At 42.5% G+C, this 25179-nt stretch carries 19 protein-coding genes, 1 tRNA gene and 1 pseudogene; 10 read left to right on the top strand and 11 right to left on the bottom strand.

All coding sequences use genetic code 11. From position 1 onward, the window contains the following. The first annotated feature begins 422 nt into the window (after window positions 1-422). From GJB62_RS20650 to GJB62_RS20620, 7 genes are all read left to right on the top strand, one after another. A complete protein-coding gene (locus GJB62_RS20650; protein WP_309472801.1) occupies window positions 423-659 on the top strand; it encodes a hypothetical protein in 237 nt (78 codons plus the stop codon). A 197-nt stretch (window positions 660-856) separates the two neighbouring features. Beyond that, entirely contained in the window at window positions 857-1171 is a 315-nt protein-coding gene (locus GJB62_RS20645; protein WP_114081968.1) for a hypothetical protein, read from the top strand. 205 nt (window positions 1172-1376) lie between these two features. Next, window positions 1377-3230 carry a DUF262 domain-containing protein gene (locus GJB62_RS20640; RefSeq protein WP_114082009.1) on the top strand — a complete coding sequence of 618 codons (1854 nt, stop codon included), beginning with the start codon at window positions 1377-1379 and terminating at the stop codon, window positions 3228-3230. Window positions 3231-3792: 562 nt separating this feature from the next. Then, a complete protein-coding gene (locus GJB62_RS20635; protein ID WP_114081967.1) occupies window positions 3793-6621 on the top strand; it encodes a TnsA endonuclease N-terminal domain-containing protein in 2829 nt (942 codons plus the stop codon). Next, window positions 6621-7799: an ATP-binding protein gene (locus GJB62_RS20630; protein WP_114081966.1), complete on the top strand. Its 1179-nt coding sequence runs from the start codon at window positions 6621-6623 to the stop codon at window positions 7797-7799. Before GJB62_RS20635 ends, GJB62_RS20630 begins: the two co-directional genes overlap by 1 nt. A 2-nt stretch (window positions 7800-7801) precedes the next feature. Then, a complete protein-coding gene (locus GJB62_RS20625; protein ID WP_114081965.1) occupies window positions 7802-9358 on the top strand; it encodes a TniQ family protein in 1557 nt (518 codons plus the stop codon). A 204-nt stretch (window positions 9359-9562) separates the two neighbouring features. Beyond that, on the top strand, window positions 9563-10927 hold the full coding sequence (locus tag GJB62_RS20620; protein ID WP_114081964.1) for a TniQ family protein: 1365 nt from the start codon (window positions 9563-9565) through the stop codon (window positions 10925-10927). A 187-nt stretch (window positions 10928-11114) separates the two neighbouring features. Here GJB62_RS20620 and GJB62_RS20615 read toward each other — a convergent pair. From GJB62_RS20615 to hisF, 3 genes are all read right to left on the bottom strand, one after another. Beyond that, a tRNA-Ala gene (locus GJB62_RS20615) sits at window positions 11115-11187 on the bottom strand. Window positions 11188-11280: 93 nt separating this feature from the next. Next, window positions 11281-11475, bottom strand: coding sequence for a hypothetical protein (locus GJB62_RS20610; protein ID WP_012410736.1), 195 nt, complete (start codon window positions 11473-11475; stop codon window positions 11281-11283). A gap of 99 nt (window positions 11476-11574) precedes the next feature. Next, entirely contained in the window at window positions 11575-12348 is a 774-nt protein-coding gene (gene hisF / locus GJB62_RS20605) for an imidazole glycerol phosphate synthase subunit HisF (RefSeq protein WP_114081963.1), read from the bottom strand. 232 nt (window positions 12349-12580) lie between these two features. On the opposite strand from hisF, the gene ruvB reads away from it, so the two are divergent. Continuing rightward, entirely contained in the window at window positions 12581-13681 is a 1101-nt protein-coding gene (ruvB, locus tag GJB62_RS20600; RefSeq protein ID WP_114081962.1) for a Holliday junction branch migration DNA helicase RuvB, read from the top strand. A 131-nt stretch (window positions 13682-13812) separates the two neighbouring features. Continuing rightward, entirely contained in the window at window positions 13813-14616 is an 804-nt protein-coding gene (locus tag GJB62_RS20595; RefSeq protein ID WP_114081961.1) for a tetratricopeptide repeat protein, read from the top strand. A gap of 59 nt (window positions 14617-14675) precedes the next feature. On the opposite strand, the pseudogene GJB62_RS20590 reads toward GJB62_RS20595, so the two are convergent. The 4 genes and pseudogenes from GJB62_RS20590 to GJB62_RS20575 form a co-directional block, all read right to left on the bottom strand. After that, window positions 14676-16064 (bottom strand): annotated as a pseudogene (locus tag GJB62_RS20590) (cytochrome P450). 87 nt (window positions 16065-16151) lie between these two features. Continuing rightward, window positions 16152-16955, bottom strand: a complete 804-nt coding sequence (locus GJB62_RS20585) for a TIGR01548 family HAD-type hydrolase (RefSeq protein ID WP_114081960.1) — start codon at window positions 16953-16955, stop codon at window positions 16152-16154. A 40-nt stretch (window positions 16956-16995) separates the two neighbouring features. Beyond that, window positions 16996-17466, bottom strand: a complete 471-nt coding sequence (locus GJB62_RS20580) for a DUF29 domain-containing protein (RefSeq protein ID WP_114081959.1) — start codon at window positions 17464-17466, stop codon at window positions 16996-16998. Between the two features lie 62 nt (window positions 17467-17528). Then, window positions 17529-17999 carry a DUF29 domain-containing protein gene (locus GJB62_RS20575; protein WP_114081958.1) on the bottom strand — a complete coding sequence of 157 codons (471 nt, stop codon included), beginning with the start codon at window positions 17997-17999 and terminating at the stop codon, window positions 17529-17531. Between the two features lie 137 nt (window positions 18000-18136). On the opposite strand from GJB62_RS20575, the gene GJB62_RS20570 reads away from it, so the two are divergent. Next, window positions 18137-18436: a 30S ribosomal protein PSRP-3 gene (locus GJB62_RS20570; protein ID WP_094333099.1), complete on the top strand. Its 300-nt coding sequence runs from the start codon at window positions 18137-18139 to the stop codon at window positions 18434-18436. Window positions 18437-18446: 10 nt separating this feature from the next. On the opposite strand, the gene GJB62_RS20565 is transcribed toward GJB62_RS20570, so the two are convergent. From GJB62_RS20565 to atpD, 4 genes are all read right to left on the bottom strand, one after another. Continuing rightward, a complete protein-coding gene (locus GJB62_RS20565; RefSeq protein ID WP_114081957.1) occupies window positions 18447-20330 on the bottom strand; it encodes a serine/threonine-protein kinase in 1884 nt (627 codons plus the stop codon). Between the two features lie 110 nt (window positions 20331-20440). Further along, window positions 20441-22546, bottom strand: coding sequence for a flotillin family protein (locus GJB62_RS20560; RefSeq protein ID WP_114081956.1), 2106 nt, complete (start codon window positions 22544-22546; stop codon window positions 20441-20443). A gap of 276 nt (window positions 22547-22822) precedes the next feature. Continuing rightward, the gene (gene atpC, locus GJB62_RS20555) at window positions 22823-23236 is read right to left on the bottom strand and encodes an ATP synthase F1 subunit epsilon (RefSeq protein WP_114081955.1); all 414 of its coding nucleotides are present in this window, start codon (window positions 23234-23236) and stop codon (window positions 22823-22825) included. A gap of 145 nt (window positions 23237-23381) precedes the next feature. Then, window positions 23382-24830 (bottom strand): F0F1 ATP synthase subunit beta, encoded by a 1449-nt coding sequence (gene atpD, locus GJB62_RS20550; protein WP_114081954.1) that lies wholly within the window; start codon window positions 24828-24830, stop codon window positions 23382-23384. Between the last annotated feature and the right edge of the window lie 349 nt (window positions 24831-25179).

Here is a 25179-nt window from a genome sequence, read left to right as displayed (position 1 = left end):
TAGTAGAAATCAATGCTTCCAACCCGGTGTACAAATTACCGGGCTTTTTATTTCAATATTACGGAAATACCTTTAGTTGCAGAAACCTTGAGGTTAGGCCAAAAATGTTAAAATCAAGCTCGTTTCTGGCATTTCATTATTTTCATAAATGCCGTGAAACACCTCTGACATCAACCATCAACCTACAAAGCCGGAACCTTATTAAACCTCGCTCCATAATTAGGACACTCCGACAATAACCTTACTGATGCTGCTTACACCCTTGCATATCCTTAAACTGCCATTCAATTGAGATAATCTTTGAGAATATCTCATACAATAGTCGTGAACTCCGACTTATACTCCAAGCACATCCAGAAAAGGTGATAGACAGCGTTACTCTTTCAACCCAATATATAATCGACGTACTCAGTAGACTACCTTTGGAGCCTCTAGAATACTGTCGGCGATGGGTTGAAGTACCTTCAGACGAACGTGGTTATCGTAAAGCTTGTGTTACGGCTCTAGCCGAGGCCACAGGCTTAAGTCCGCGTACAGTTAACGACTGGGGCCCGAACTTTGATAGGCGACCAGATCATGTTCTACACGTCCTCAGAATGGCGGATATGCTGAACCAGATCAGGAAAATCGTCTTACCCCCTGATTATCCGCAAAAATAATTTAATCGGATTTTCCGACTAAAAGACTAGTATTGTGGGCAGAGATTTCTTAATCTGTAGACTGTTGTATTAGACTGCCGCTTGAGTACAACAGCAGTTGCCTTCACTTTTGAATCAACAAATTAACAGTAGGCAATAGCCAACATCAAATTACTCAAGCCTTCATCTGGTACTTGCCCATCCATTACCAGCCCCAGATGTTTGTGAGACTTTCCCCTAATCCAGAAGAGCAGAGGATTGATGCTATCCGTCAGCTGCCTTTGGAGCCAATGGAATACTGTCGTAAGTGGGTAGATATTGACCCAGCCAGAGGTTATCGCAAAGCTTGTATCAATGCTCTGGCACAAGCCACAGGGTTAAGTCCTCACACCATCAAAGACTGGGGAACTAACTTCGACAGACGACCCCATTACATTCCTTTCCTGCTGCGACAGGCTGATTTACTCAATCAATTTAAACAACTAGTTATCAGCCAACAAATAATTTTGCCACCTAACTTTCTTACTAACTAACTGTTCGTGATTTACGAGTAACTCGTGATAAAACCTCTTGCTGACACGGTATGAGGCGCTTTATTGTGTCTTGTATCTGTATTCATTACCGTGAAAACAAGTGACATTATCTCATCCTAAAATTGCTCGTAATTCACAAAATAAATCTAATTTATCTGCGCTAGCAGCAGTATGTGAGCAAAGAATAATAACCTCAGAACAGCAAATGCATTCTATCAGCACATTTGACATCACTAAATATCCTTTACTAGATATTTTAAAAGATATAAAAGCTGGACGTATTCAACTGCCAGATTTTCAACGAGATTGGGTTTGGGATGATGCTCGTGTGCGTCGTCTACTTGCCAGCATCTCGCTTGCATACCCCATTGGCGCAGTCATGATGCTTCAGCAAAGTAACCAGCAAGTGCAATTTAAACCTCGCCTCATCGATAACGTCAAAGAGCCAAAGTACGATAATCCCAGCCTGTTAATTCTCGACGGTCAGCAACGTTTAACCACTTCATTCATGGTTTTGCTGTCAGAGCAACCTGTTGTCATTAAAGACCAAAAAAGCCAAAAGCTGATAAAAAAATGGTACTACCTCGATATTGCCAAATCCCTTGACCATAACATCGACCGCCGCAGTGCCATTATCGCTTTCCCGGAATCAAAACAACTCCGAACATTTGGTGGAGAAATTATAGACTGTTCCACCCCAGAAAATGAGTATGAAGCCGGACTATTTCCATTATCAAAAATCTTCTTCTTTTCGGAATGGAGAAGTAAATATTCCAAATATTGGCAATATGATGCCCAAAAACTCGAACTCATCGACACTTTAGAACTAGAAGTACTCAAAAAATTTGAGCATTATCAAATACCAGTAATCCAACTACGTGACTCCTTACCCAAGGAAGCAGTTTGCCAAGTGTTTGAAGATACCAACACCTCCGGTTGTGACCTCAACTACTTCGACTTGATGAGTTCTAGCTACTGCGCCAATGACTTCAGCCTTAGAGACGACTGGAAACTGCGGGAAGCTCATTTTCAGCAATTTAAAGTATTACGTTTAGTCCGTAACACTGACTTTGTACAAGCTGTAACCTTAGTCGCTGGCTATGTGCGGAGGATGGAAGCAATAAAAAAAGGAGGTAATCTAGACAAATTGCCTGGTGTCTCCTGCGGTCGTGCAGATGTTTTAAAACTTTCCATCCCAGAATACTCAACCTGGGCTGATAAAGTCACCGCAGGATTTGAGGAAGCAGCCAGATTCCTGCATGGGCAGAAAATTTTTGACGCAATAGATTTGGCTTATCCCATTCAACTAGTAGCCTTGGCGGCAATTTTGACTATTTTAGGAGAACGTTCCCGTTCTGTTAAATCTCGTTCCATGTTGGAACGTTGGTTTTGGTGTGGGCTGTTCAGTGAGATGTATACAGGTTGGCACGAAACCCGCACAGGAAGAGATGTTGTGGAAATACCACAGTGGCTGCAAGAAGGGGGTTCACTCCCATCCACAATTCGCGAAGCAAATTTCTCCCCAGAGCGATTGCTGACCGTAAGAAAGCGTTATGGGGCAGTTTACCAAGGTTTATCAGCACTGCTGCGACTATCTGGAGCCATTGATTTAATTACAGGTGAAGAAATCAATGATGTGCTTTATTTTGAAGAACAGATTGATTCCCATCATATTTTTCCCGTCGCCTGGTGCAGAAAGCAAGGCATCGATCCAAAAAAATATAACTGCTTAATTAACCGCACCCCTTTGAGCGCCAAAACAAACAAAAAGATTGGTAGTAAAGCACCTTCGATTTACCTCCAAGAACTTGAGATATCTGGTGTATCACCACAAAGGCTGGATGAAATATTGCGATCTCATGCCATAGACCCAGAAACTTTACGACGAGACGATTTTGAAGGATTTTTCCAAGCACGGATAAAGGCGTTGTTAGAGTTAATCGGCAAGGGAATGGGAAAGCGCTTATACATTGAGGCTTTTGAGGATTTGGGTGGTCAGCATCAGAACAAATGTATTAAAAGACTAAATTCGGAATTCTTGTTAAATAACTATATATAGTAATTCCAAGTTTATTACGTTTAAATTACCTAATATTTAAACATTTAAATCATAGTTAAACGGATATACAAATCTTATTTAGATGCTAAGAAGTTAAACATCTATAAATAGAAAATAGACTAAATTTACAGCTAATTAAAAATAAAGTATCCGTAAACGGATACTCAAGAAAATATTCATAAAAATAAATATATTAGGTCAATAGAATAAGTTTTTTTAACGGAAAACGGGGAAATATGTTACATAACCATTCATTCTGTATAAGCTTTATGGGTATTTTAGAAAAATTATTCCAATAAAAGTTTCATTTGTAATACATTAAACGTTGATTTGTTATAAAAATAGTTGTATATAATTTTTATTATGGTAAGTCTGACGCATAACTAATACTGCATTCCTAGCAAAACCGTGCACATCTAATGATGCCTGCCAAAGCTTTATCACAGCTTTGGCTCTGAATTTAATTTGCCGGAACAGGATGGATGCGCTAATAAGTTTATACATACAAACTTACTAACTAAGAAAACTACAATTTTGAAACAATAAACTAATAAGGTTTTCAATGCTCACCCAAGATGAGTTTGAACTTCGCTGCCGCCGTCTAAATCTTTCTGAGCTAACCATAAATGTCATACAACAAATTCGCTCATCCCAACCATCACGCCTGGTAGGTGGAGGTAAAAAGAATGTTGCTGGTCGTTACCCCAGCCGTAAAATGGGAGTGACTATACAGTTTGAGTCTCATCGCAATGAGTTAGCGCATATTTACAAACTGGAGCATGACGAAGATGTACTTGAATTCTACGACCAGCCGCCGCCAATATTTCTGGATTACCTAAGCAAAAAAGGACGGCGAAATTACCACAGTCATACACCTGACTTTTTCGTAATCCGAAAAAACTTTGCGGGCTGGGAAGAGTGCAAGACAGAAAAGGATTTATTAAAACTAGTACAAGATAGCCCGAATCGCTGGCAACGCGATGATGAGGGTAAATGGCGCTGTCCGCCGGCTGAAGAATATGCTTCTCAATTTGGTCTTTATTACGCTGTCCGTTCCTCGGCTGAAATTAGTTCGATATTTGTACGAAACTTTGTCTGGCTAGAAGATTATTTCCAAAATAAACAACTGGAAGTGGATGAAGCAATAACTTCTGCCGTACTCATCCTTGTAAAAACCCAGCCAGGAATCACTTTAGCTAATATAACCAATCGAATTGAACAAGCAAGCGTTGATCACTTAAATATCCTAATTGCCACAGATCGGGTCTATGTTGACCTCTATACTACTTTTTTAGGTCAGCCTGAACAAGTAGAAGTCTTTTTTGATCAAGAGGAAGCATTTGCTCATATGCAGATGTCAAAAATTTATGCTCCAGTCGCTGCTAGCAATGTTTGTACTCTTAAAATTACCGTTGGAACCTCTATCTGCTGGGATGGGATTATCTGGCAAATTGTTAACACAGGTGATAAATCCATTGGTCTCCTTAAAGACGATGGAAAGTTTATTGACCTCCTTAACGAAACTTTTGAGGAATTAGTTAACAAAGGAAAGATAACAGGTCTCCCTGTATTTGAAGAATCAACTATTAATGCTGAAATTGAAGAATTAATAAAGAAGGCAAGTAAAGAAGACCTCAAAGAAGCCAATACTCGTTACAAAGCTATTGAGCCATTTTTAAATGGGACTTCCTCTACAAAACCAAATCGCACTCAAAGACGTTGGATTGCCAGCTACCGAAAAGCTGAAAAAATATACACAAGAGGTTTTATTGGGCTGTTCCCCAGACATAAGAATAAAGGCTGGTATAGAGAAGGTCTTTCAGAAGAAATGCGATTGCTGATGGAGGAGCATATTGGAGAAAGTTACGAGAGTATCAAGCAGCCTTGTATCCGTCACGCCTACGAATCTTTCAAAGAAATATGTAATCAAAAGGGATACAAACCTCCCAGCAATGAATCCTATCGCCAAGCAGTAAGAAATCGTCCTCTTCACGAACAAATTAAAAAGCGCATGGGCGATCGCGCGGCCTATAAAGAGGAGCCTTTTTACTGGTATCTGTATCGAGAAGAAACACCTCTCCACGGTGATCGTCCCTTTGAAATTGGTCATATAGACCATACGGAGGCGGATGTTGAACTCCTCAGTTCAATTATGTTGAACCTTGGTGTTGATTACAGCAATATAAATGAGATCGCCAATATGGGAAAGGCTTGGGTGACACTGCTAATAGATGCTTACAGTCGAAGAATATTAGCAATCTATATGACCTTTGATCCACCAAGCTATCGCTCCGACATGATAGCTTTGAGAATTTGCGTCCAGAAATACGGACGGCTTCCTCAAATAATTGTGATGGACGGAGGTCCTGATTTTAAAGGCACTTACTTTGAAGCTCTCCTTGCTTATTTCAGAATTACCAAAAAGCAAAGACCCGCAGCAAAGGCCAGATATGGTTCAGTAATTGAGTCTTTCTTTGGAGTAGCCGATAAGGAGTTTTGGCACAACCTGATGGGCAATACCCAAATTATGAAAAATGTCCGGCAGGTCACAAAAGGGGTGAATCCCAAAAACCATGCCGTTTGGACGCTTACTAAGCTATATACCTACTTCTGTGAATACTGCTATGAAGTCTATGACACTTGCCCCCACCCAGCTTTAAAGATGAGTCCTCGCGAAGCTTTCAATATTGGAATAGCACGTGGCGGTATTCGAGAGCATATGTTTACAAAAGAAGAGGAGTTTAAGCTTTTAGCGCTGCCATCACCCAAAGATCAAGAAGGCAGCAGAAAAGTGACTCAGGAGGGCATAAAAATTAACTACCTCTACTACTGGCATCCCTCCTTTAGTCGGATTAGGAACACTAAAGTAGAGGCCAAGTTTGACCCATTTGACATCACGCTGGCTTATGCCTATGTCAATGGTCAGTGGACTAAATGCCATTCGCGTGATTTACGAGAACTTCAAGGTCATTCAGAAAAAGAATTGATGATTGCAGCAGCGGAATTAAAAAAGCTTAACCAGCTTCAGAATAAGCAATTTAATGATATTACGGGCAAAAAACTGGCTCAGTTTTTTAGCCGCATCGAGATGGAAGAGGCTGCCCTTACTCCAGCGTGGCGTCAAGCAAAAAAAGCTATACAAGTTCAGCGACAGAAGGATAGAGAACTGAAGCAAGTTCATGCACAGATTGAAGACCAATTAATTGAGCCTGATAAAGATGGGTTGCTTACTATTGACACCCCTATTGCTATTGCGACTGAAACATTAACAGTGCAATCAACAGAAACATTTAAATCAGAAGTTGGTGATGTAGATTTGGATGAAACTTTTGAACTACAAGTTGATGATTTAGATTTGGATGAAACTTTTAAACCTTTAGAGGAATGGTAATGGTTATTCAATATGGATTTCCACGTGAATTACTTGACCAGCCACCCCAGGAGCGGATGAACTTTTTCAAAAAGCCTGATGTCACATTTATGCACCGGAATTTGCTGACTGTCTTTAACAAAACTCACCGTATTATTCTTGAACCTGCGGGAGCCTCAATTATTTTAGTGATTGGCCCATCTGGTGTTGGTAAGTCAACCTTGGTGCGCTTACTCTACAAAAAAATTATTGAACAGAGTATTGCAAAGATGAAAATAAACCCCGGTTGGATTCCTATTGTTTGCGTTGAAGCACGTGCACCAGGGAAAGGGGCTTTTAGATGGAAAAGCTTCTACGAAATTATCTTGAAAGCTGTGGATGAACCAGAAATTCAGCAAAAAATTAACTATAACGACAATGGTATTCGTCGAGATAGTGATGGGAAACTTGTTATTAATACAAGAAGGACAACGGAAGATGCACTCCGCCTAGCAATGGAGAATGCTTTAATTCATCGTAAACCTTATACGTTAGCAGTAGATGAATTTCAGCATATTGGCAAGATGGCTGGAGTAGAGCTTTTACAAGCTCATATGGATTGTGTAAAGTCGGCTGTAAATATTACCAAAGTTCCTTGGACTGGGTTTGGCACTTATCAACTACTTGACTTCCTTGAACTGAGTCCACAATTGAGTCGACGTACTAAGATTATTCACTTTCCACGCTATTCTCTTGAGTTCGATGAAGATATTAAGGAGTTCAAGAGGATACTAGAGCATCTCCAATACCGAATGCCACTTCTGGAGGCTCCCCCTTTGAAAGAGAAATACTGGCAGTTTTGCTACGAACGCTGCATTGGCAACTTTGGCACTCTCAGAGATTGGCTAACGGATGCCTATGATCTTGCTCTTTCTGAACAAGCGAACACTCTAAGCCTCGAACATCTAAAAGAAACAGCCTATAAAGATTTTGAGTGTGAAGAAATGGCTTTAGAGGCAATTAATGGTGAGAACAAGCTTAGAGATAGTGAAAATAGGAGCAGGAACTTGCGTATCATTTTAGGTTTGGAGAAGGGCCAAACTCACGAGCAAGGTAAATTGTCAACTAAAGAAAGTATCGAACAGAAAAAAAATTCTAAATCTAATAATACAAAACCATTCCAACGTAATCCTAAACGTGATCGGCTAGGAGGCCAATAAATATGAGTAGCAATGAGCTTCAAGCAATTGGGTTATGTGATTTACAAGAACCAACTATTCCTCCACGCAGCCGCCTCTATAATTTAAAGCCAGTTGGTATCGGAACGCCTGAGGTAGAAAGCCTAACAGGCTACATTGTCCGGTTAGCTGAAGAGCATTGTGTACCTACGGGAATATTAGTCTTGAGTGAACTTGTACCATTGCTCAAAGAAGGATATATCTTCAAGAGTAAAGATGGAGGGCTAGACAAAATTTTTCCTGGTCAGACAAAGGCTTTGAATGGAATGGGTAGCTGGGCTTTAAAACTAATTAAAACCCTTGAATCATTAACTCTACGTAATGACTTGCGTTTACTAACAATGCTCAATTGGGCAGAAATAATTCCTCCAAGGAACTTGTTCCGCTCTGCCAGAGCTTGGTGTTCAAGCTGTTACGAAAATTGGCGTGTAACTGAACAAACAGTCTATGAACCACTCCTTTGGTCACTAAAGGAAGTTACGATTTGTCTGCATCATCATCAGCGTCTCTGTACAGAGTGCCCATACTGTCACGAAGAAAACAGGCTATTGACTTGGCGTTCAAGACCAGGTTGTTGTTCAAAATGCGGAGAGTGGCTTGGCATTTCTCCAAATGTTAAATCACCAAATAGTATAAAACTGACAGAAGATGAACTAAATTGGCAAATATGGGTTACAAATAATCTTGGAGATTTAATAGCCGCTACACCATATTTATCTCCGCCACCTAAAGAAAAAATTTCTGAAATGCTTTCTGGTTATGTCAATGTCCTTGCACATGGCAACATAGCTGCATTTGCAAAAGAGCTAGGGATAAATAGAACTCAAACCCATAGATGGTGTGTGGGAAAAACCTTGCCAGCAATCGACACACTTCTGCAAATTTGTTTCCAACTTGAAATATCGCTGCTCGATTTTCTTACTAAAGAAGAAATTAACGTAGATTCTAGCAAGATAATCACACAAAATCAGAATAAACCAAGTAAGGAAGGTACTTACCAATTAAACACATCGACAGAAGTACTACACGCATTGGAAACTGCACTCACTAAAAGCCCACCACCATCCCTAGTAGAAATTGCTGAATGGCTTGGGTATAAAAAAACTAGTGTTTTGTATTATTATTCTTCAGATTTGTGTAAAATTATAGCAACGCGACATAGTGAGTATGAAAAAGCTCAAAGGCTAGAAAAATTACAGCGTTTATTGGAAGAATTGCTTGCAGCTAAAGAGTATCCACCACCATCTATGCAGGAGGTTGCCAAGCGTTTTGGTAAAAAATCTGTACATAGCCTAGATAAAAATTTTCCAGACCTATGCAGTGCAATTTCAGCACGATACGCTAATTATCGCCAAGAAAGCCGAACAAAACGAGTAGAAAAATTGCGTCAGGAAGTTCGGAAAGTTGCGTTTCAGCTTCATTCGGAAGAAATAGAACCTACTGCTAGCAGAATTTCAGTTTTTTTAAAAAGTCCTGGTTCGATACTCCAAAAAGATGTTGTTGAAGCAGTATGCGAAGTACGGCGCGAACTCGGCTGGTAAAAATGAGGTAATTCTTCGGGGAATACTAGTTACAAATAGTGATTTTTCACGGTAAGTCCTAAAACCGAGAAACAGCATGACTTTTTACGCATACTCTCAAAAGTCAGGTCTAGGGAAACTACCAGCATCATAAAACCTATATGTGTTGAAACACAGTGTGGCTGAGGTGTAATTTATTCAAGGTGAAAAAGTTTAGGAGCAAATGTGCTAACTAAATATGAGTTGTGGAACTTGAAACTACCTTTGATCCCACCACGTAGCCATCTGTACCACATAGAACCTGTCGGTATCGGGACACCTTTGGTAGAAAGCTTGACAGGCTATGTTACTCGATTGGCTGAGGCTCATTGCTTACCTCCGGGAGTGTTGATGGAAAGAGAACTGACCCCAGTTTTTAATAAGACATATGGAAGTAATAATTTACACAAAATATATCCTTTTACAGGAGCGCTTAATGGCACGGGCATCATGGCTGCTGATTTGCGTCAAGCTCTTCAAATCTTGACTCTACGCAATGATCTTCAGTTTTTGACATTGCTAACTTGGTCTGAACTACTCCCGTCTAGGAATTTGCTTCGTTCTATCAGGGCTTGGTGTCCAAGTTGTTATGAAGAACGACGCACAACTAGTCAATTAGTTTTTGAGCATTTACTTTGGTCGCTGGATGTAGTTAAAGTTTGCCCGTATCACCAGCAAAAGTTGAGTCAAAAGTGTCCTCATTGCTATCAGACAAATTACGTTTTGGCTTGGCGATCACGGCCAGGATATTGCTCTAAATGCTTGAATTGGCTTGGAATGCCATTGGACACTCAAATAAGCCCTCACCAAAATTTAGAAGAGCATGATTTAGAGTTTGAAATATGGATCGCACAAAGTGTAGGTGAGTTGCTTGCTAAAGCCCCATATTTGACACCTTTGCCATTAAAAGACAGCATTGCTAAGGCATTATGCAGTTACGTATCTCAAGTTGCTGAGGGAAATGTAGCTGCATTTGCTCGCCAGCTTCAGATACCCAGAAATACAGTATGGGTTTGGTGTAAAGGTGAGAATCAACCTTCAATCAAGGCTCTTTTACAAATTTGTTACTGTCTGAAAATCTCCCTACTGGATTTCTTAATACAAGGAGTAAAATCTGCAAATTCTTTTCAAGCAGTGCAACTACTACCACTTCAATCAAAACCCCAGACTAGGGCAAGCGCAAAGTCTTTTGATGCTAACAAAGTAAAACAAAATCTAGAAGCAGTGCTTGAGAGTAATGATTCCCCATCACCATCAATGGAAGAGGTTGCTAGGCGTTTGGAATGCGACAGAAGAACTATTTTTAAGCATTTTCCAAATTTATGTCATGCCATCTCTGCCAAATACCTCAACGATAGAAAGGCGATTCTTCTGAGAAATGTAAAGCAGTCTTGCGATGAAGTTCGACGAATTACCCTAAGTTTACATAATCAGGGAGTATATCCGTCCGAAGCCCGCGTTTCAGAACAGATGAGTATGCCAGGATACTTAAGATACAGAGAAGTCCGTACAGCATTGCAAGAGATACAATGCCAATTAGGCAAATGCTAACTTAAAATTTGCTTCGAGCCATCGAGCAATCATTTCTTATACGCTTTTCCTTCCCTTCCTCTCCCTCTCTTTTGTGCGACAATGACAAGCATAAGTTGTCCTTTAAGAACAACAAGCATAAAGTGACCTTTATGGACAACTAGTGCTTGTTGTCGCAAATTTACTAAGAAGATTAGGGACTTAAGAATGGAGCTAAGCGGATTCGAACCGCTGACCCCCTCAATGCCATTGAGGTGCGCTACCAACTGCGCTATAACCCCTTAAAATCCATTATACATAATCACTTAATTTTAGCACTTTGTCAAGCTTTTTGTGAAAACTAAATTTTAAATATCTCCTCTACCACTAGACACTCACAACGACACTTGCAACAAGTAGGTCATACAGTGCCCCATCAAAAAGTAAACTACTAACATGGCAGCAGCAGCCAGGGCAACCAATGTACCAGCCAACATGAGGGAAAATTCTTTACTCTCGTAGGCTTTTTCCATTAAGTGCAGCGACCACGCTACCAAAGCTACATCAAAAAGTAAAATAGGAAGCAACATATTTTTTAATATTTGTTAATACTTGTAAAATAATATTAACACCCTTTTTAAGAAGTGTGTCTAACCTCAGATAGATGTCATTAACAGGTGATTTGTGGGTCAAGATAATGTTCTTACTGGCACATTGCGATCGCGTAAATAATTTTTGATTTCTGCTACGCTTAATTGCCCGTAATGTAATAGCGATGCCAATAGTGCTGCTTCCGCTTTGCCTTCAGTTAAAGCTGTGTAAATATGTTCACAATTACCTGCACCACCAGAAGCAATGACTGGAATTTCTACAGCGTTTGCAATAGCCCGTGTAATCTCGATGTCATATCCGGCTTGGGTTCCATCCGCATCCATACTTGTTACTAGAAGTTCTCCAGCACCGCGTTTCTCAACTTCCTGTGCCCACAATAGAGCATCTAAGCCTGTATTTTCCCTGCCACCCCGTACATACACATCCCAACCTGGATTTTCTGGGTTATTTCTGCGTCTAGCATCAATTGCAACAACTATGCACTGATTACCAAAGCGATCGCTTGCCCGATTAATCAAATCGGGATCACGTACCGCCGCAGAATTAATACTAACCTTATCTGCGCCGGCTCGTAACAAAGCTTTAACATTTTCTAAGGATTGAATGCCACCACCCACAGTTAATGGAATAAAGACCTGTTCGGCAGTCCGGTAGACCACATCTAAAATAGTAGCTCGGTCTTCATGAGTAGCTGTAATATCCAGAAATACTAACTCATCAGCACCGGCTTCGTTGTAAACCTTGGCCAACTCTACCGGATCGCCTGCATCTTGGAGATTGACAAAGTTAACTCCTTTTACAACCCGTCCCGCCTTCACATCTAAGCACGGTAAGATTCTTTTAGATAACATAATAACTTTTGTACTTCTGGGTAATTGACCGGAATTTAAATTTTAAATTGGCGCGGGTATTTCCAAACGAAAATTTTCACGGGTATTGGGATTAGGGGAGAGGTAACAGGTGACAGGTTATAGGGAATAATCTGTACCCTGTAACCTTTACCCTGTACCCCATTCCCTGTAACTGTACCCTGTACCTCATTCCCTGTAACCTTTACCCTGTAACCTCTACCTTGTAAGAATTATGGCGATAATCTCCTCGAAAAAACAGCCTCCAGAACCCAACGGAGAACCAAAGCAGCGTCGGGAGTCGGCGAAAGTACCATCCACAGAAAATATTTTGAAGCCTGAAGCTGCTATTGATGAACAAGAACAACAGGAAGAAGGTATTCGGCCGCACCGATTTGCCGATTACATTGGACAAAAAGATTTAAAGGATGTGCTAGATATTGCCATCAAAGCAGCCAAGTCTCGTGGTGAGGTGCTGGATCACTTGCTGCTGTATGGGCCGCCAGGATTGGGCAAAACCACAATGGCAATGATTTTAGCATCGGAAATGGGGGTAAATTACAAAATTACCAGTGCGCCAGCCCTAGAACGTCCACGAGATATTGTTGGGCTACTGGTGAACATGAAGCCAGGGGATATCTTATTTGTGGATGAAATTCATCGCCTCTCGCGGATGACGGAAGAAATTCTGTATCCAGCAATGGAAGATTATCGCTTAGATATTACCATTGGTAAGGGTTCCAGCGCTCGGATTAGAAGTTTGCCGCTATCAAAGTTTACCTTAGTGGGTGCTACAACCCGTGTGGGTGCTTTAACTTCACCACTGCGCGATCGCTTCGGTTTAATTCAAAAACTCCGATTTTACGAAGTTGACGAACTGACTCAAATTGTACTGCGAACCGCTCAATTACTCAAAACCCCTATTACAGAAGATGGTGCCACAGAAATTGCCCGTCGTTCACGCGGAACGCCACGGATTGCTAATAGGCTACTAAAACGGGTACGTGATTATGCGGAAGTAAAAATATCTGGGGAGATTAATGAAAATATTGCATCTGAAGCATTGCAACTATTCCAAGTAGATCCCTGCGGTTTAGATTGGACAGACCGCCAAATGCTGAGTGTGATCATTGAACAATTTAACGGCGGGCCAGTGGGGTTAGAAACAATGGCAGCAGCCACAGGTGAAGATACCCAAACAATTGAAGAGGTGTACGAACCTTACCTCATGCAAATTGGGTATTTAACTCGGACTCATCGTGGAAGGATGGCAACTAAGGCAGCATATAAGCATTTGGGATTCACGCCGCCTAATGAACAGTTGTCATTATTGTAATTATGGGAAATTGGGCATTGGGCATTGATACTCGTAAATGAGTCTTTGAACTCCTTTAATGAGCCTTTGAACTCCATTCCTCTGCTCAATGACAAATGACAAATGACAAATGACAAATTAGGTAAACCTAGATGATTAAGTTGATTAGTATTTTTCTCAGTTTGTTAATTCTGTTTGGCTGGGGTACACCAGTTATGGCACAATCTCAACCGCCCATTACTCAAGAACAGTTAAAACAAGGCGATGAGTGGGCAAATCAAGCCTTTACAGCGACGAATCAAGGTGACTTTGCGACGGCTGAAACTTACTGGACAAAGATTATTGAGCAATTTCCCACGAATGCCGGGGCGTGGAGTAACCGGGGAAATTCGCGGGTGAGTCAGAATAAGTTACAAGAGGCGATCGCAGATTATAACAAAGCGATAGAACTAGCGCCGAATGTTACCGATCCTTATTTGAATCGGGGGGCGGCGTTAGAAGGGATGGGAAAATGGGAAGATGCGATCGCAGATTATAATCATGTCTTAGAACTCGATCCTAACGATGCGATGGCGTATAACAATCGGGGAAATGCCAAAACAGGTTTAGGAAAATGGGAAGATGCGATCGCAGACTACAAAAAATCTAATGAGATAGCCCCAAATTTTGCCTTCGCCCGTGCTAACTACGCTCTCGCTCTTTATGAAACCGGTCAAAAAGAGCAAGCAATCCGTGAGATGCGAAATATCGCCCGTAAATACTCCAAGTTTGCTGATGTGCGTGCCGCCCTCACAGCTGCATATTGGGTAAATGGAGAACAAGGTGAAGCCGAAAGTAACTGGGTAGCAGCTTATGGACTTGATAGCCGCTACAAAGATATCGACTGGGTAAAAAATATCCGCCGTTGGCCTCCCAGCCTCGTGACAGCTTTGGATAAGTTCTTGAAAATCCAGTAATTTAACAGGTAAATAAAAGGGGAAGCGGAGCAATCGCTCCCACCTGATTCTGAGACTTTTTACACTAAGTTAGTCTCAAGAACTCGCTGATTTTGCTGACGCTTTCCAGTTACCACCATTGGTACACCACCGCCTGGTGCTAACAGGAAGCTTTTCCGAACCGGCAGTACTGGCTTTGTATCAGCTAGTTTTATTTGCCAATCAGATAATACAGTTGCCAATACCAGTTTCATCTCAAATAGGGCAAATGCCATCCCAATACAGCGACGATTACCACCACCAAAGGGCAAATATTCAGATGGAGTAAATTGGCGTTCTAGAAAACGATCTGGCTGAAACTGCTTGGAATTAGGGTATAAATCCTCTCGATGATGGTTCAAATAAATACAAGGAACCAATATTGTACCAGGGTCAAATTTGTAGCCTGCAATTTCTAAAGGTGATTTAACCAATCGATTTAATCCCAACATCGCCACTGGATACAGGCGCATTGTTTCCGAACAAACTGCATTCAAATAAGGTAATCGGAAAATGGCGTTTGGGTCTTTGTTCTCACCCAGAGTATCCAGTTCTTGCATCAGTTTTTCCCAGACTTCAGGCTGATGATGAATCCAGTACAGCGCTCATGCCAAAGAACTGGCTGTAGTTTCATGGCCTGCAACCAACAAAGTCATCAACTCATCACGTAATTCCAAATCTGTCATCGGCTCACCTGCTTCATCACGAGCCGCCATCATTAAAGACAGAATATCACTTCGAGACTCATCAGCAAGCGATCGCCTCTCTTGAATTTCAGCATAGATCAGATCATCCATTTCCTGCCGCAAACGTAGATAACTTCCCCAAGGACTACGAGGCCCTAAATCCTGTCGTAATAATGGGAACATGAGCAATATTGCCCGTACAATAGGTCTTTTTGGATTCAGGATCGCAATCAGGATTTCTTTGAGTTTTTCATAACGAAGTCCGTCCTTTAGACCAAATACAGCCTTCAAAATCACCTGAAAGGAGATTTCTTGCATGGATGACAAGACTGTAAAGGTTTCTCCGACTGGCCACTCACTAGTTACTTGCTGGGTGATTTCACAGATTAAATCACCATAAGCCTGCATTCTTTCCCCATGTAGAGGAGGTGTCAGCAGTTTACGCTGGCGTTGGTGAGGTTTTCCTTCTAAGGATAGTAAAGAATTTGGCCCCAATAAAGGCGAACCTGAACCTGCCGGTGTACCAGAATCTAACTGTTTTGGATCTGTGGTAAAAATCTGCTGAATCGCTTGAGGATTGCTAATGAAGACTTGAGGAGTAAAAACTGGGCCAATTCGGAGAGTGAACATATCACCATAGCTTTTAGCACAGTCTTCCATGTATTTCAATGGGTTAGTCAGCCATTGATACGTCTGTACCCAAGGGTGAGTTTGAGGGCCGTTAGGCAGTTTATGTGCAGACATTTTTATTTATCTCCCAATAAATTGGAGCAAGATCGTTATCAGCTAGTCATTCATCCACGCATAGCTGGATTAATCTTAGAACACAGATTAAATAGATGAACTCACCAATTCTTGAATCTGCCTTGGGGTTAATTCTTGCACATTACGAAAAACTACAGCTGCTCCTGCTGCTATTAGTGTCTTACTGTATGCATCACTACGCGTTGCTGTTTCCTGTACATGGGGCGGTAAAACCCCTACACCAATCCAAGGGCGAGAAGAATCTAAACGCCGCGCTTTCTCGACGGTATACATATCTGCTACCGTATCTCCCACATAGACGCTCGCTAATTTTTGCTCAATTCCATTTTCTAACTCACGAACTGTAGCGAAAAGCCCAGTGGGGTCAGGTTTTCCTGGCGCATCTTCCATCGCAATCAACACCGGAGATTGCAAACCCAGGCGTTTTTCTAATACGTAGTTAGCGGAAGCACGAGTCGCACCGCTAAAAAATCCCCAAGCAATCCCCGCTTCGGTAAGTTGTTCTAAATAGCTAGGTTGTAATAATAAGGGTTCATTACAGATATACCCAGTAAAATTATTTGGGTCTGGGCCGCGGTAACGGGATTGAAAAAAAGCAACGATCGCACTGTAATCTAGTTGCAGTTGCTCACGGCTCTGTTTTTGGGTTTCAAAGTAGCGGTAAATTAATTCCTGCGATGCTTCCCAATCGTTATTCCACACGCCTTCAGACTTCAGCTGGTCAATATCTAGTGGGGTTGGCCGATATGCTTGGGTGGTAAAATATTCTACCGTATCTGCGATCGCACGGCGATAAGAACCGCTAACATCGCGCACAACGCCATCAATATCGAAAACAACGATCGCTTTTGCAGAAGTTGGTTGAGTCATGGAGTAAGAAGCAAAAGAGTTTTACATCATCATAATGCGCTCATGACTCAGGTAAAAAATCGGGGTCGAGGGTTTGCTCTGGCGTGAAGAGAGATTTTTCTGGGAAGATAGCGATTGCTAATCCAGTTTCAATGACAGCCAGTCGTCTAGCAGTTTCATAGCTTTCATCGAAAACCTGATCAAAGTGAGGCTTCAAACTCGGACTTTCCTTGAGTGCCTTTTGGATTCGCCTGCGGTGTTCCAAAATTGTGTACTGCCAACTTTTTGAGCGCCTTTCAGTTTGAATTTGATATTTGAGCAGATGCATCAGCAACACTTCCAGATTGCTCTCCAATGCCCGCTTTTCACTCCTACCCATTGTTTCAATTTCTTCAATCAAATTCTCTAAATCCAGTTCTGTGAGCCGACCTTGCTTGAGCAGTTCTGCTGTGGTTTGAATCCACAGGTAAAAGTCTTGCTCATACAAATCTGAACTAGATGTTGTTTGAGATTGGGGCAGTTGGGCAGTCACGTCGCTTCGCTCCGAATTCAAAATTCAAAATTAACAGCAAAATCTTTTAAATCAGGGTGTGATTATGACTCAGGTAAAAAATCGGGGTCGAGGGCTTGCTCTGGCGTGAAGGGAGATTGTTCGGGGAAGGTAGCTAAATGCAATTCAGTTTCATCAGCAGCTAAGAGTCTAGCATTGTCATAACACAGCCCAAAAACCTCAGAGAAATAGGGTTTGAGGCTAGGACTTTCTTCTAGGGCTTCTCTGAGGCGTTTGCGATGCTCACGAATTGTTGCTCGCCAACTACCAGAGCGCTTCTGGGCTTGATATTCATACTTTAATAGGTGCATTAGCACCACTTCCAAATTGCTTCTTAGTGCTTTCTTTTCACTCCTACCCATTGTTTCAATTTCTTCAATCAAATTCTCTAAATCCAGTTCTGTGAGCCGACCTTGCTTGAGCAATTCTGCTGTGGTTTGAATCCACAGGTAAAAGTCTTGCTCATACAAATCTGAATCAGATTTTGTTTGAGATTGGGGCAGTTGAGCAGTCATAAGCATCTTTTGTTAACGCCGACTACACCTTATGCTAGCCCAATCCAATTACTGTTTGGTCATTTGATAGGGTATTGCGTTAAAATAAGCGATCGCTATCCTAGTTAAGTAATGCCCGGAAATTCCCGGAGGTGTGATTGACCAAGTTTATTTTGAAAATTCTGTGGTTAGACGAAAACGTTGCTCTCGCAGTGGATCAAGTTGTAGGCAAAGGCACCAGTCCTTTGACTAAGTACTTTTTTTGGCCCAGAAATGATGCCTGGGAAGAATTAAAAAAGGAATTAGAATCCAAACATTGGATTACTGACCTGGATCGTGTTGAGTTGCTTAATAAAGCAACAGAAGTGATTAACTACTGGCAAGAGGAAGGTAGAAACCGTCCAATGGCAGAAGCTCAGTTGAAATTTCCAGAAGTTGCCTTCACAGGTAGCGCCTGATATTACAATATTAGCGATGTCTACGACGGGCTACGCCTACGCGCTGTTCTACAAGCTGCCACAGTTTGATAGTCTTGTCTCTGCTGCCACTTGCAATTAATTGTCTAACTTTGCTCACAGCTACAGCAGATACTGAGTCTACATGACCAGAGAGAGTAACAATCTCTTCTGCTGTGCTTACCCTCCAAAGTTTAACTGTTTTGTCGCAACTTGCACTTAGGAGTGTTTCGCCATCGGCAGTAAAAGCCACAGCCACCACAGACCAAGAATGGCCTACAAGTGTGCAAATTAGCTGACCTGTGTTTACCTCCCATAATTTAATAGTGTTATCATCACTACCCGTCGCCAAAATTTGACCATCAGGACTAAAAGCGACTGTCAAAACCGCCCATGCATGACCCGAAAGGGTGCCTAACAAGCTATAGCATGGGCGGTTTTGAATAAGGGGGAAGGGGGAAGGGGGCAGGGGGAAAGGGGGAATGTCCTCTGCTGCTTGTGAGTGGTCTTTTAACTCAGCACTATTCATATCTCCCTGCTCCCCGCTCCCTGCTCCCCTACCTCTTGTTGGTATCTGCCACAAGCGAATTGTTCTGTCATAACTTGCGCTAGCTAAAAGCTGTCCTTGGGGACTAAATGCTACTGAATTTACCTGTAATTGGTGTCCAGTTATGGTGCAAATTTCTGTGCCAGTATTTACATCCCAGAGTTTGATTGTCTTATCCCAGCTACCACTAGCGAGAATCTGCCCATCTGGACTGAAAGCAACTGATTTTACGGCGTGTGAGTGTCCCAATAAAGTGCAGATTTCTTTTAATGTCTCAACCTGCCACAATTTGATAGTTTTATCGTCGCTAGCAGTTGCCAAAATTTGACCATCAGGACTGAAGCCGACTGATTTTACCGCTTGGGAATGTCCTGATAAGCTAGCTAGGATTTTTTGAGTATTTAAATCCCACAATTTGACGATTTTATCATCACTAGCACTGGCTAAAGTATAGTCGTCAGGACTTATGGCAAGGGCATTCACACTACTCAATGTCCCGGAATGCCCAGTTAGGGTATGCAAGCATTGCCAAGGAGGGTTTGGTAATTTCAAATTTTGAGTTTTACATTCCATACCCATTGCTTGCATAACTTCATTAGCTAATTGAAAGCGGCGGTTAACAGAATTTTGCAGTAGCTTGTCGAGAATTTGCGCCAGGCGATCGCTTACCTTGTTAGTAAGATATTGTTGCCAAACCCAACAATCGTTAGCAATATCAAATAAATCAAAGGGAGGAATCTGGGTAAGTAAGTAAATACAAGTTACACCCAAGCTATATAAGTCACTAGCAAAAACGGCTTTTCCCTTCGCTTGTTCTGGTGCAGAGTATTCTGGACTGCCAATACTGGTTTCAGATGTTAGCCCATCAATTTCTGTGACGAGTTTCGCAGTGCTAAAATCGACTATAACGAAATTCCCCTTTTTAGTAATTGGGGATCTACGGATGATATTTTGGGGTTTTATATCGCGGTGGATGATTTGGCGATCGCTAATAAACTGCAAAACTGGCAAAACATCTTCTAACATCTGCCAAATCTGAGTTTCATTAAAAGCACCTTCTTCTTCAACTACCTGAGCCAAATTAGTGCCTGCAATAAACTCCTGCACTAAATAAAAATGCCCGTTGTGCTGAAAATAAGCCAATAAAGCGGGAATTTGCGGATGCTTCCCTAATTCCTCTAGCTGTTGCGCCTTTTGCTGAAAAATTTTAAATGTCTCGTATTCCTGCGATATTTCTTGAACAACGCAAGGAATTGGCGGAAACTGACCCTCATCTACAGCAAGAAAGGTTTTACAGAATCCCCCTTTACCAATTGATTTTAGTAAACGATAACGTTCTTGTAAAAACAAAATTTTCTACCAAAATTACAGGGTAGGCAAGATGCCTACCCAAAGTAAAATATAACCATTTTAAATTGCGTTTCTCGTAGGGTAGCAAAGCTGTGCTACCCTACCGGATATTACTTATCCACTGGAAAATTCACAACTATCGGTGGAAGACCGTTATCTGTGGTTGGTTGTGTTTGGGTAACTACTGGTTGCGGATGCAAAGGTGTTGGTTTGAATTCACCCTTACCAGTTTGATTCCATAGAATCATGGATAGTAGCCCGTCCACTAAGCCGTTATTGCTGCCATTACTACCAACTAAGACATCTGGAATTAAGCGGACATGGCGATCGCCTATAATCTGCATTAATTGCATTGCTGTATAACCTTGGGAACCCAAAGCTTCCACACCAGCCCGGTAGGTTTCAGCTTTGGCATTACCTGTAGCCCGTATACCTTCAGCCTCAGCAATTGCCCGGAGTTTTGTACCTTCGGCTTCACCGTTCGCCTGTTTAATTTGGGCTTGGGCTTTTAGGTCAGCAATATGTACACTCTGCTCTGATTTCACCATTTCTTGCTGGATATCAGCCAGCGCTGTTTCCCGGACAAGCTGCTGCCGTTGGGTTTGCGCCATCTGCTGGACTTCATAAGTCTTGCGTTCTTCTTCGGCAATTTTCCGGTCTGTCTGTGTCTGCATTAGTGATGCCGGTGGCAGAATATCACCAATCAGGGTGTCGATCGCTTGCACGTCATAAGCCCGTAATGCTGTTTTAATATACTCAGCAGCCTCAGTTTGTCGCTCACTTCGAGCAGTCAGAAAATCTAATACAGTACAGTTTTGGGCTGAGTTACGGAAATAATTCCCGATGGTCGGTTCTAATACATGGTCTACCAGATTTTGCATTGCACCAACGCGGGAAATTACCTTCGGAGCATCTAAAGCACCGACATGGATAATTTGCGCTACTTCCAAATCAAAGGCAAACCCATCACGCGATCGCACTGTCAAGGAAGCTAGTTGAGCATCATAGCTGTGGCGTTCAGTCCGACCTGACCAGTTTAAGACAATGTTGGTCGTTGGCACTAGTTCCATCTTCATAATCCGGGAATTAATCGGATGCTTACCAGGATATAGCGGTTCGACCCATACACCTTTGTGTCCCTGATTCACCAAATTACCGTGGGTGAAAGCTGCACCGCTAACATCTTGATGTGCTTTACCCACGAAAGAAATTACCACACCCACATACCCAATGGGAATTTCGGTCATCGGCACTTGTTCAACCTGGACAAACCAAGGATTCAAGTTCCAAGAACCAGAAAGCAAAGTCTGTTCTTGTAAGCCTCGCCGTCCACCCCCATTAATAAATTTCTGACCATTTTGGAAGTTGTCGTGTCCGTCAATTATGGGGCCTGCGAGTTCACCGGCAGAAATTGGTACACCATCTAAGGTAGTGACGATGCCAACTTTGTCCGATGCCAGACTGTACACCCGCAACTGTTCTGGAGCCATGCCATGAGCGCTGGCATTTGATGCCATGATGACTTTAAACAGGGCGGTGTTAATCCGGTATGTACCTGCGGTGAGAAAACCCATTTGCCGACCTTTTTCACCACCTTCGGTGAGGAATTTTCGAGCATCTTGGAAGTTGTCACAACCCACGATTTTCCCCAAAATCCGCTCTGGTGGGTTGGATGCGCCATCTGCTGCCACAATCAAAGCGATTTCCCCTTGGGGAACGACAATTACTGATTCTTTCTTTACAGAATATTGCCAAGGCCAATAGCCCCAGTGCCAACCAGGAGCTAAAGTATCTGCCTGCAAGCCAGCTTCACCGTTGAGGGCAATCAAACTGCCGGCGGGAAGTCCACGCCCGGAAAGGGTAAATTTCCTCACTACAATACCGACTTCACGTTCGCCAATGACTACAAGTCCGCCAAAGAATAGGGGGACGAATATGACGAAACCGCCGACAAGTAGGATGGGAACTAGTACAACAGGATCAATTCCAGCAGTTTGATATTGAGTCCTGCTGATTGGTAACTGAGCAATATTTGGTGTAGTCTGATTTCGCTGGACTAATGCCGAAGTTATTTCTTTTGCAGTAGTTGTTTTAACAGAATTAGGATTGGCAGAATGGATACCACCAGCGAGCGCTAACGTTGCTACGATAGAGGCCGCAAAACGAGCTACCTTATTTTGTTTACGAGTACCAAGCAAAGATGAAAAGCTTTTCATAATTTGTGCCCATTTGGGCAACTAATTAGCTAAGTTAACACTTCAACAGAGCTTGCCTCGATTTCTTAAACTTGACGTAATTTTTTTGAAAATTTAATAATTAAGGAGTCAGAATTCAGAATTCAGGATTCAGAATACTCGATTCATATACGGAAAAAGTTTAGTATTGATACAGGATTAATACTGAATTCTGACTCCTGACTCCTGAATTCTTTTTAATAAATAATTTGCAGGTTGGACATTGCCCAACCTACAAAGTTGAAATAGAAAATTAAATTAGACCAAACCGCCAGCAGCTTGAAACCGAGCGCGGGCGCGTTTGAAAGCTTGATTTGCCTTGATTTGGGCTTGGCGATCGTCAGCTGAAACTTGAGTGAGTCCTGCTTCTGCTTGGTTGTAAGCAGCACGAGCTTCTTCAAGGTTAATTTTGTCGCCACGTTCAGCGCCGTTAACCAGAATTGTCACTTCATTTTCTTCGACTTCGGCAAAGCCACCCAAAAGAGCGATCGCTTCCCAACCCTGATTTTTCGCGGCACGGACTCGCATTACACCAGTATCCAGGGCGGTTAAAAGTGGTGCGTGTCCAGTGAGGATACCTAGTTGACCAGTTGTGCTAGGCAAAACTACTTCTTCTGCTGGAGCATCCCAGACTGTTTTATCTGGGGAAATTACCCGAACGGTTAATGTCATTTGTCTTTTGTCCTTCGTCCTTCGTCCTTCGTCCTTTGTCCTACCCTACGGGAAGCCGCCCAAAGGGCATCTATGTCTTTTGTAATTGCCATTAGTCATTAGCAGTTGAACTAATGACCAATGACCAATGACTAATGACTAATGACTAACCTTTGATTTTTTCAGCTTTAGCGATCGCTTCGTTGATATCGCCAACCAAGTAGAAAGCCTGTTCTGGCAGAGCATCCAACTCACCAGACAGAATTTTTTGGAACCCTTTGATGGTATCTTCCAACTTCACATACTTACCAGGAGAACCGGTAAATACTTCTGCTACAAAGAATGGCTGAGACAAGAAGCGCTCAACTTTCCGCGCCCGTGCCACGATTAGACGGTCTTCTTCAGACAATTCATCTAAACCGAGAATGGCGATAATGTCTTGGAGTTCTTTGTAACGTTGCAGAGTTGATTGCACCGCCCGCGCAGTATTGTAGTGTTCTTCACCGACAATGTTTGGTTGGAGCATGGTGGAAGTTGAACCAAGGGGATCAACTGCGGGATAAATTCCCTTAGCAGCCAAACCGCGAGACAGTACTGTGGTTCCGTCCAAGTGGGCGAAGGTAGTAGCAGGTGCGGGGTCTGTGAGGTCATCCGCAGGTACGTACACTGCTTGAATGGAGGTAATGGAACCCTCTGTAGTCGAGGTAATCCGCTCTTGCAGTTCACCTACGTCGGTTCCCAATGTAGGCTGATATCCTACCGCAGAAGGCATCCGACCCAATAGCGCGGATACTTCCGAACCTGCTTGTACAAACCGGAAGATATTATCAATAAACAGCAGCACGTCCTGCTTGTTCACATCCCGGAAGTACTCTGCTACTGTCAATCCCGAAAGACCAACCCGCATTCTAGCTCCAGGTGGTTCGTTCATTTGACCGTAGACTAGAGCAATTTTTGATTCGTTGAGGTTCTCGTTATTGATTACCCCAGACTCAATCATTTCGTTGTAGAGGTCATTACCTTCACGGGTGCGCTCACCCACGCCAGCAAAAACGGATACTCCACCATGCTGGGTAGCGATGTTGTTAATCAACTCCATCATGATTACGGTCTTACCAACACCAGCACCGCCGAATAGACCAATTTTACCGCCGCGTCGATAGGGAGTCAGAAGGTCAACAACTTTAATCCCAGTCTCAAACACCGAAGGTTTGGTTTCCAGGTCGGTGAATTTAGGAGCAGAGCGGTGAATGGGTAAACTTGCCTCAGCATTTACTGGGCCCCTGTTATCCACAGGTTCGCCAAGGACGTTGAAAATCCGGCCCAAAGTGGCTTTACCAACTGGCACGGTAATGGGAGCGCCTGTATCGCTGACTTCAAAACCGCGCACTAAGCCTTCGGTGGAACTCATTGCAACAGTCCGCACCTGGTTGTCGCCCAGCAGTTGCTGTACTTCAACGGTGATGTTGATTTCCTGCCCAGCTTCGTTGGTGCCTTTGATTTTCAAAGCGTTGTAGATTTGTGGCAATTTCCCGCCGGGAAATTTAACGTCTACAACTGGGCCAATGATTTGGGTAATGTAGCCAATGTTTGTTTTTTCTGCGGTTGTGACCATGCTGCGCCTAATGAGTGAAGCTATATTTCAGATAAGGTCGGAGAAGACATAAAATTAAGCAATGTCACCTTTCAGATTAGCACTGAACGACCCTACTCTACGCCATAAATTGATCCTTAAGACTGGGGCTTGGGGATCAAAATTAAGGTAAGTTTTTGCATGGGGACTGGAGAAGACTCAAAATTAAAACTAGAGTGTCAAGATTGTGCAGACGCGGCAGTGTTCAAAGTGAGTTAGTTAGAAATTTATGCTTTAGCTGGGGCTTTGGGTTGTTGTTTGCACTTTCAGACAGAATCTATACCGAGAACGCCGACAGCTAGAAACTGGATTTCTCACAAGTGAGAAATCA

This window comes from Nostoc sp. ATCC 53789, from assembly GCF_009873495.1.
Lineage (GTDB): Bacteria > Cyanobacteriota > Cyanobacteriia > Cyanobacteriales > Nostocaceae > Nostoc > Nostoc muscorum_A.
This window is presented reverse-complemented; position numbering and strand designations above follow the sequence as displayed.

What these genes read in the sequence shown, in the direction of transcription:
- GJB62_RS20645 (WP_114081968.1), top strand. Translation starts at nt 857, where the DNA reads ATGTTTGTGAGACTTTCCCCTAATCCAGAAGAGCAGAGGATTGATGCT.
- GJB62_RS20640 (WP_114082009.1), top strand. Translation starts at nt 1,377, where the DNA reads ATGCATTCTATCAGCACATTTGACATCACTAAATATCCTTTACTAGAT.
- GJB62_RS20635 (WP_114081967.1), top strand. Translation starts at nt 3,793, where the DNA reads ATGCTCACCCAAGATGAGTTTGAACTTCGCTGCCGCCGTCTAAATCTT.
- GJB62_RS20630 (WP_114081966.1), top strand. Translation starts at nt 6,621, where the DNA reads ATGGTTATTCAATATGGATTTCCACGTGAATTACTTGACCAGCCACCC.
- GJB62_RS20625 (WP_114081965.1), top strand. Translation starts at nt 7,802, where the DNA reads ATGAGTAGCAATGAGCTTCAAGCAATTGGGTTATGTGATTTACAAGAA.
- GJB62_RS20610 (WP_012410736.1), bottom strand. Translation starts at nt 11,475, where the DNA reads ATGTTGCTTCCTATTTTACTTTTTGATGTAGCTTTGGTAGCGTGGTCG.
- hisF (WP_114081963.1), bottom strand. Translation starts at nt 12,348, where the DNA reads ATGTTATCTAAAAGAATCTTACCGTGCTTAGATGTGAAGGCGGGACGG.
- ruvB (WP_114081962.1), top strand. Translation starts at nt 12,581, where the DNA reads ATGGCGATAATCTCCTCGAAAAAACAGCCTCCAGAACCCAACGGAGAA.
- GJB62_RS20595 (WP_114081961.1), top strand. Translation starts at nt 13,813, where the DNA reads ATGATTAAGTTGATTAGTATTTTTCTCAGTTTGTTAATTCTGTTTGGC.
- GJB62_RS20585 (WP_114081960.1), bottom strand. Translation starts at nt 16,955, where the DNA reads ATGACTCAACCAACTTCTGCAAAAGCGATCGTTGTTTTCGATATTGAT.
- GJB62_RS20575 (WP_114081958.1), bottom strand. Translation starts at nt 17,999, where the DNA reads ATGACTGCTCAACTGCCCCAATCTCAAACAAAATCTGATTCAGATTTG.
- GJB62_RS20560 (WP_114081956.1), bottom strand. Translation starts at nt 22,546, where the DNA reads ATGAAAAGCTTTTCATCTTTGCTTGGTACTCGTAAACAAAATAAGGTA.
- atpC (WP_114081955.1), bottom strand. Translation starts at nt 23,236, where the DNA reads ATGACATTAACCGTTCGGGTAATTTCCCCAGATAAAACAGTCTGGGAT.
- atpD (WP_114081954.1), bottom strand. Translation starts at nt 24,830, where the DNA reads ATGGTCACAACCGCAGAAAAAACAAACATTGGCTACATTACCCAAATC.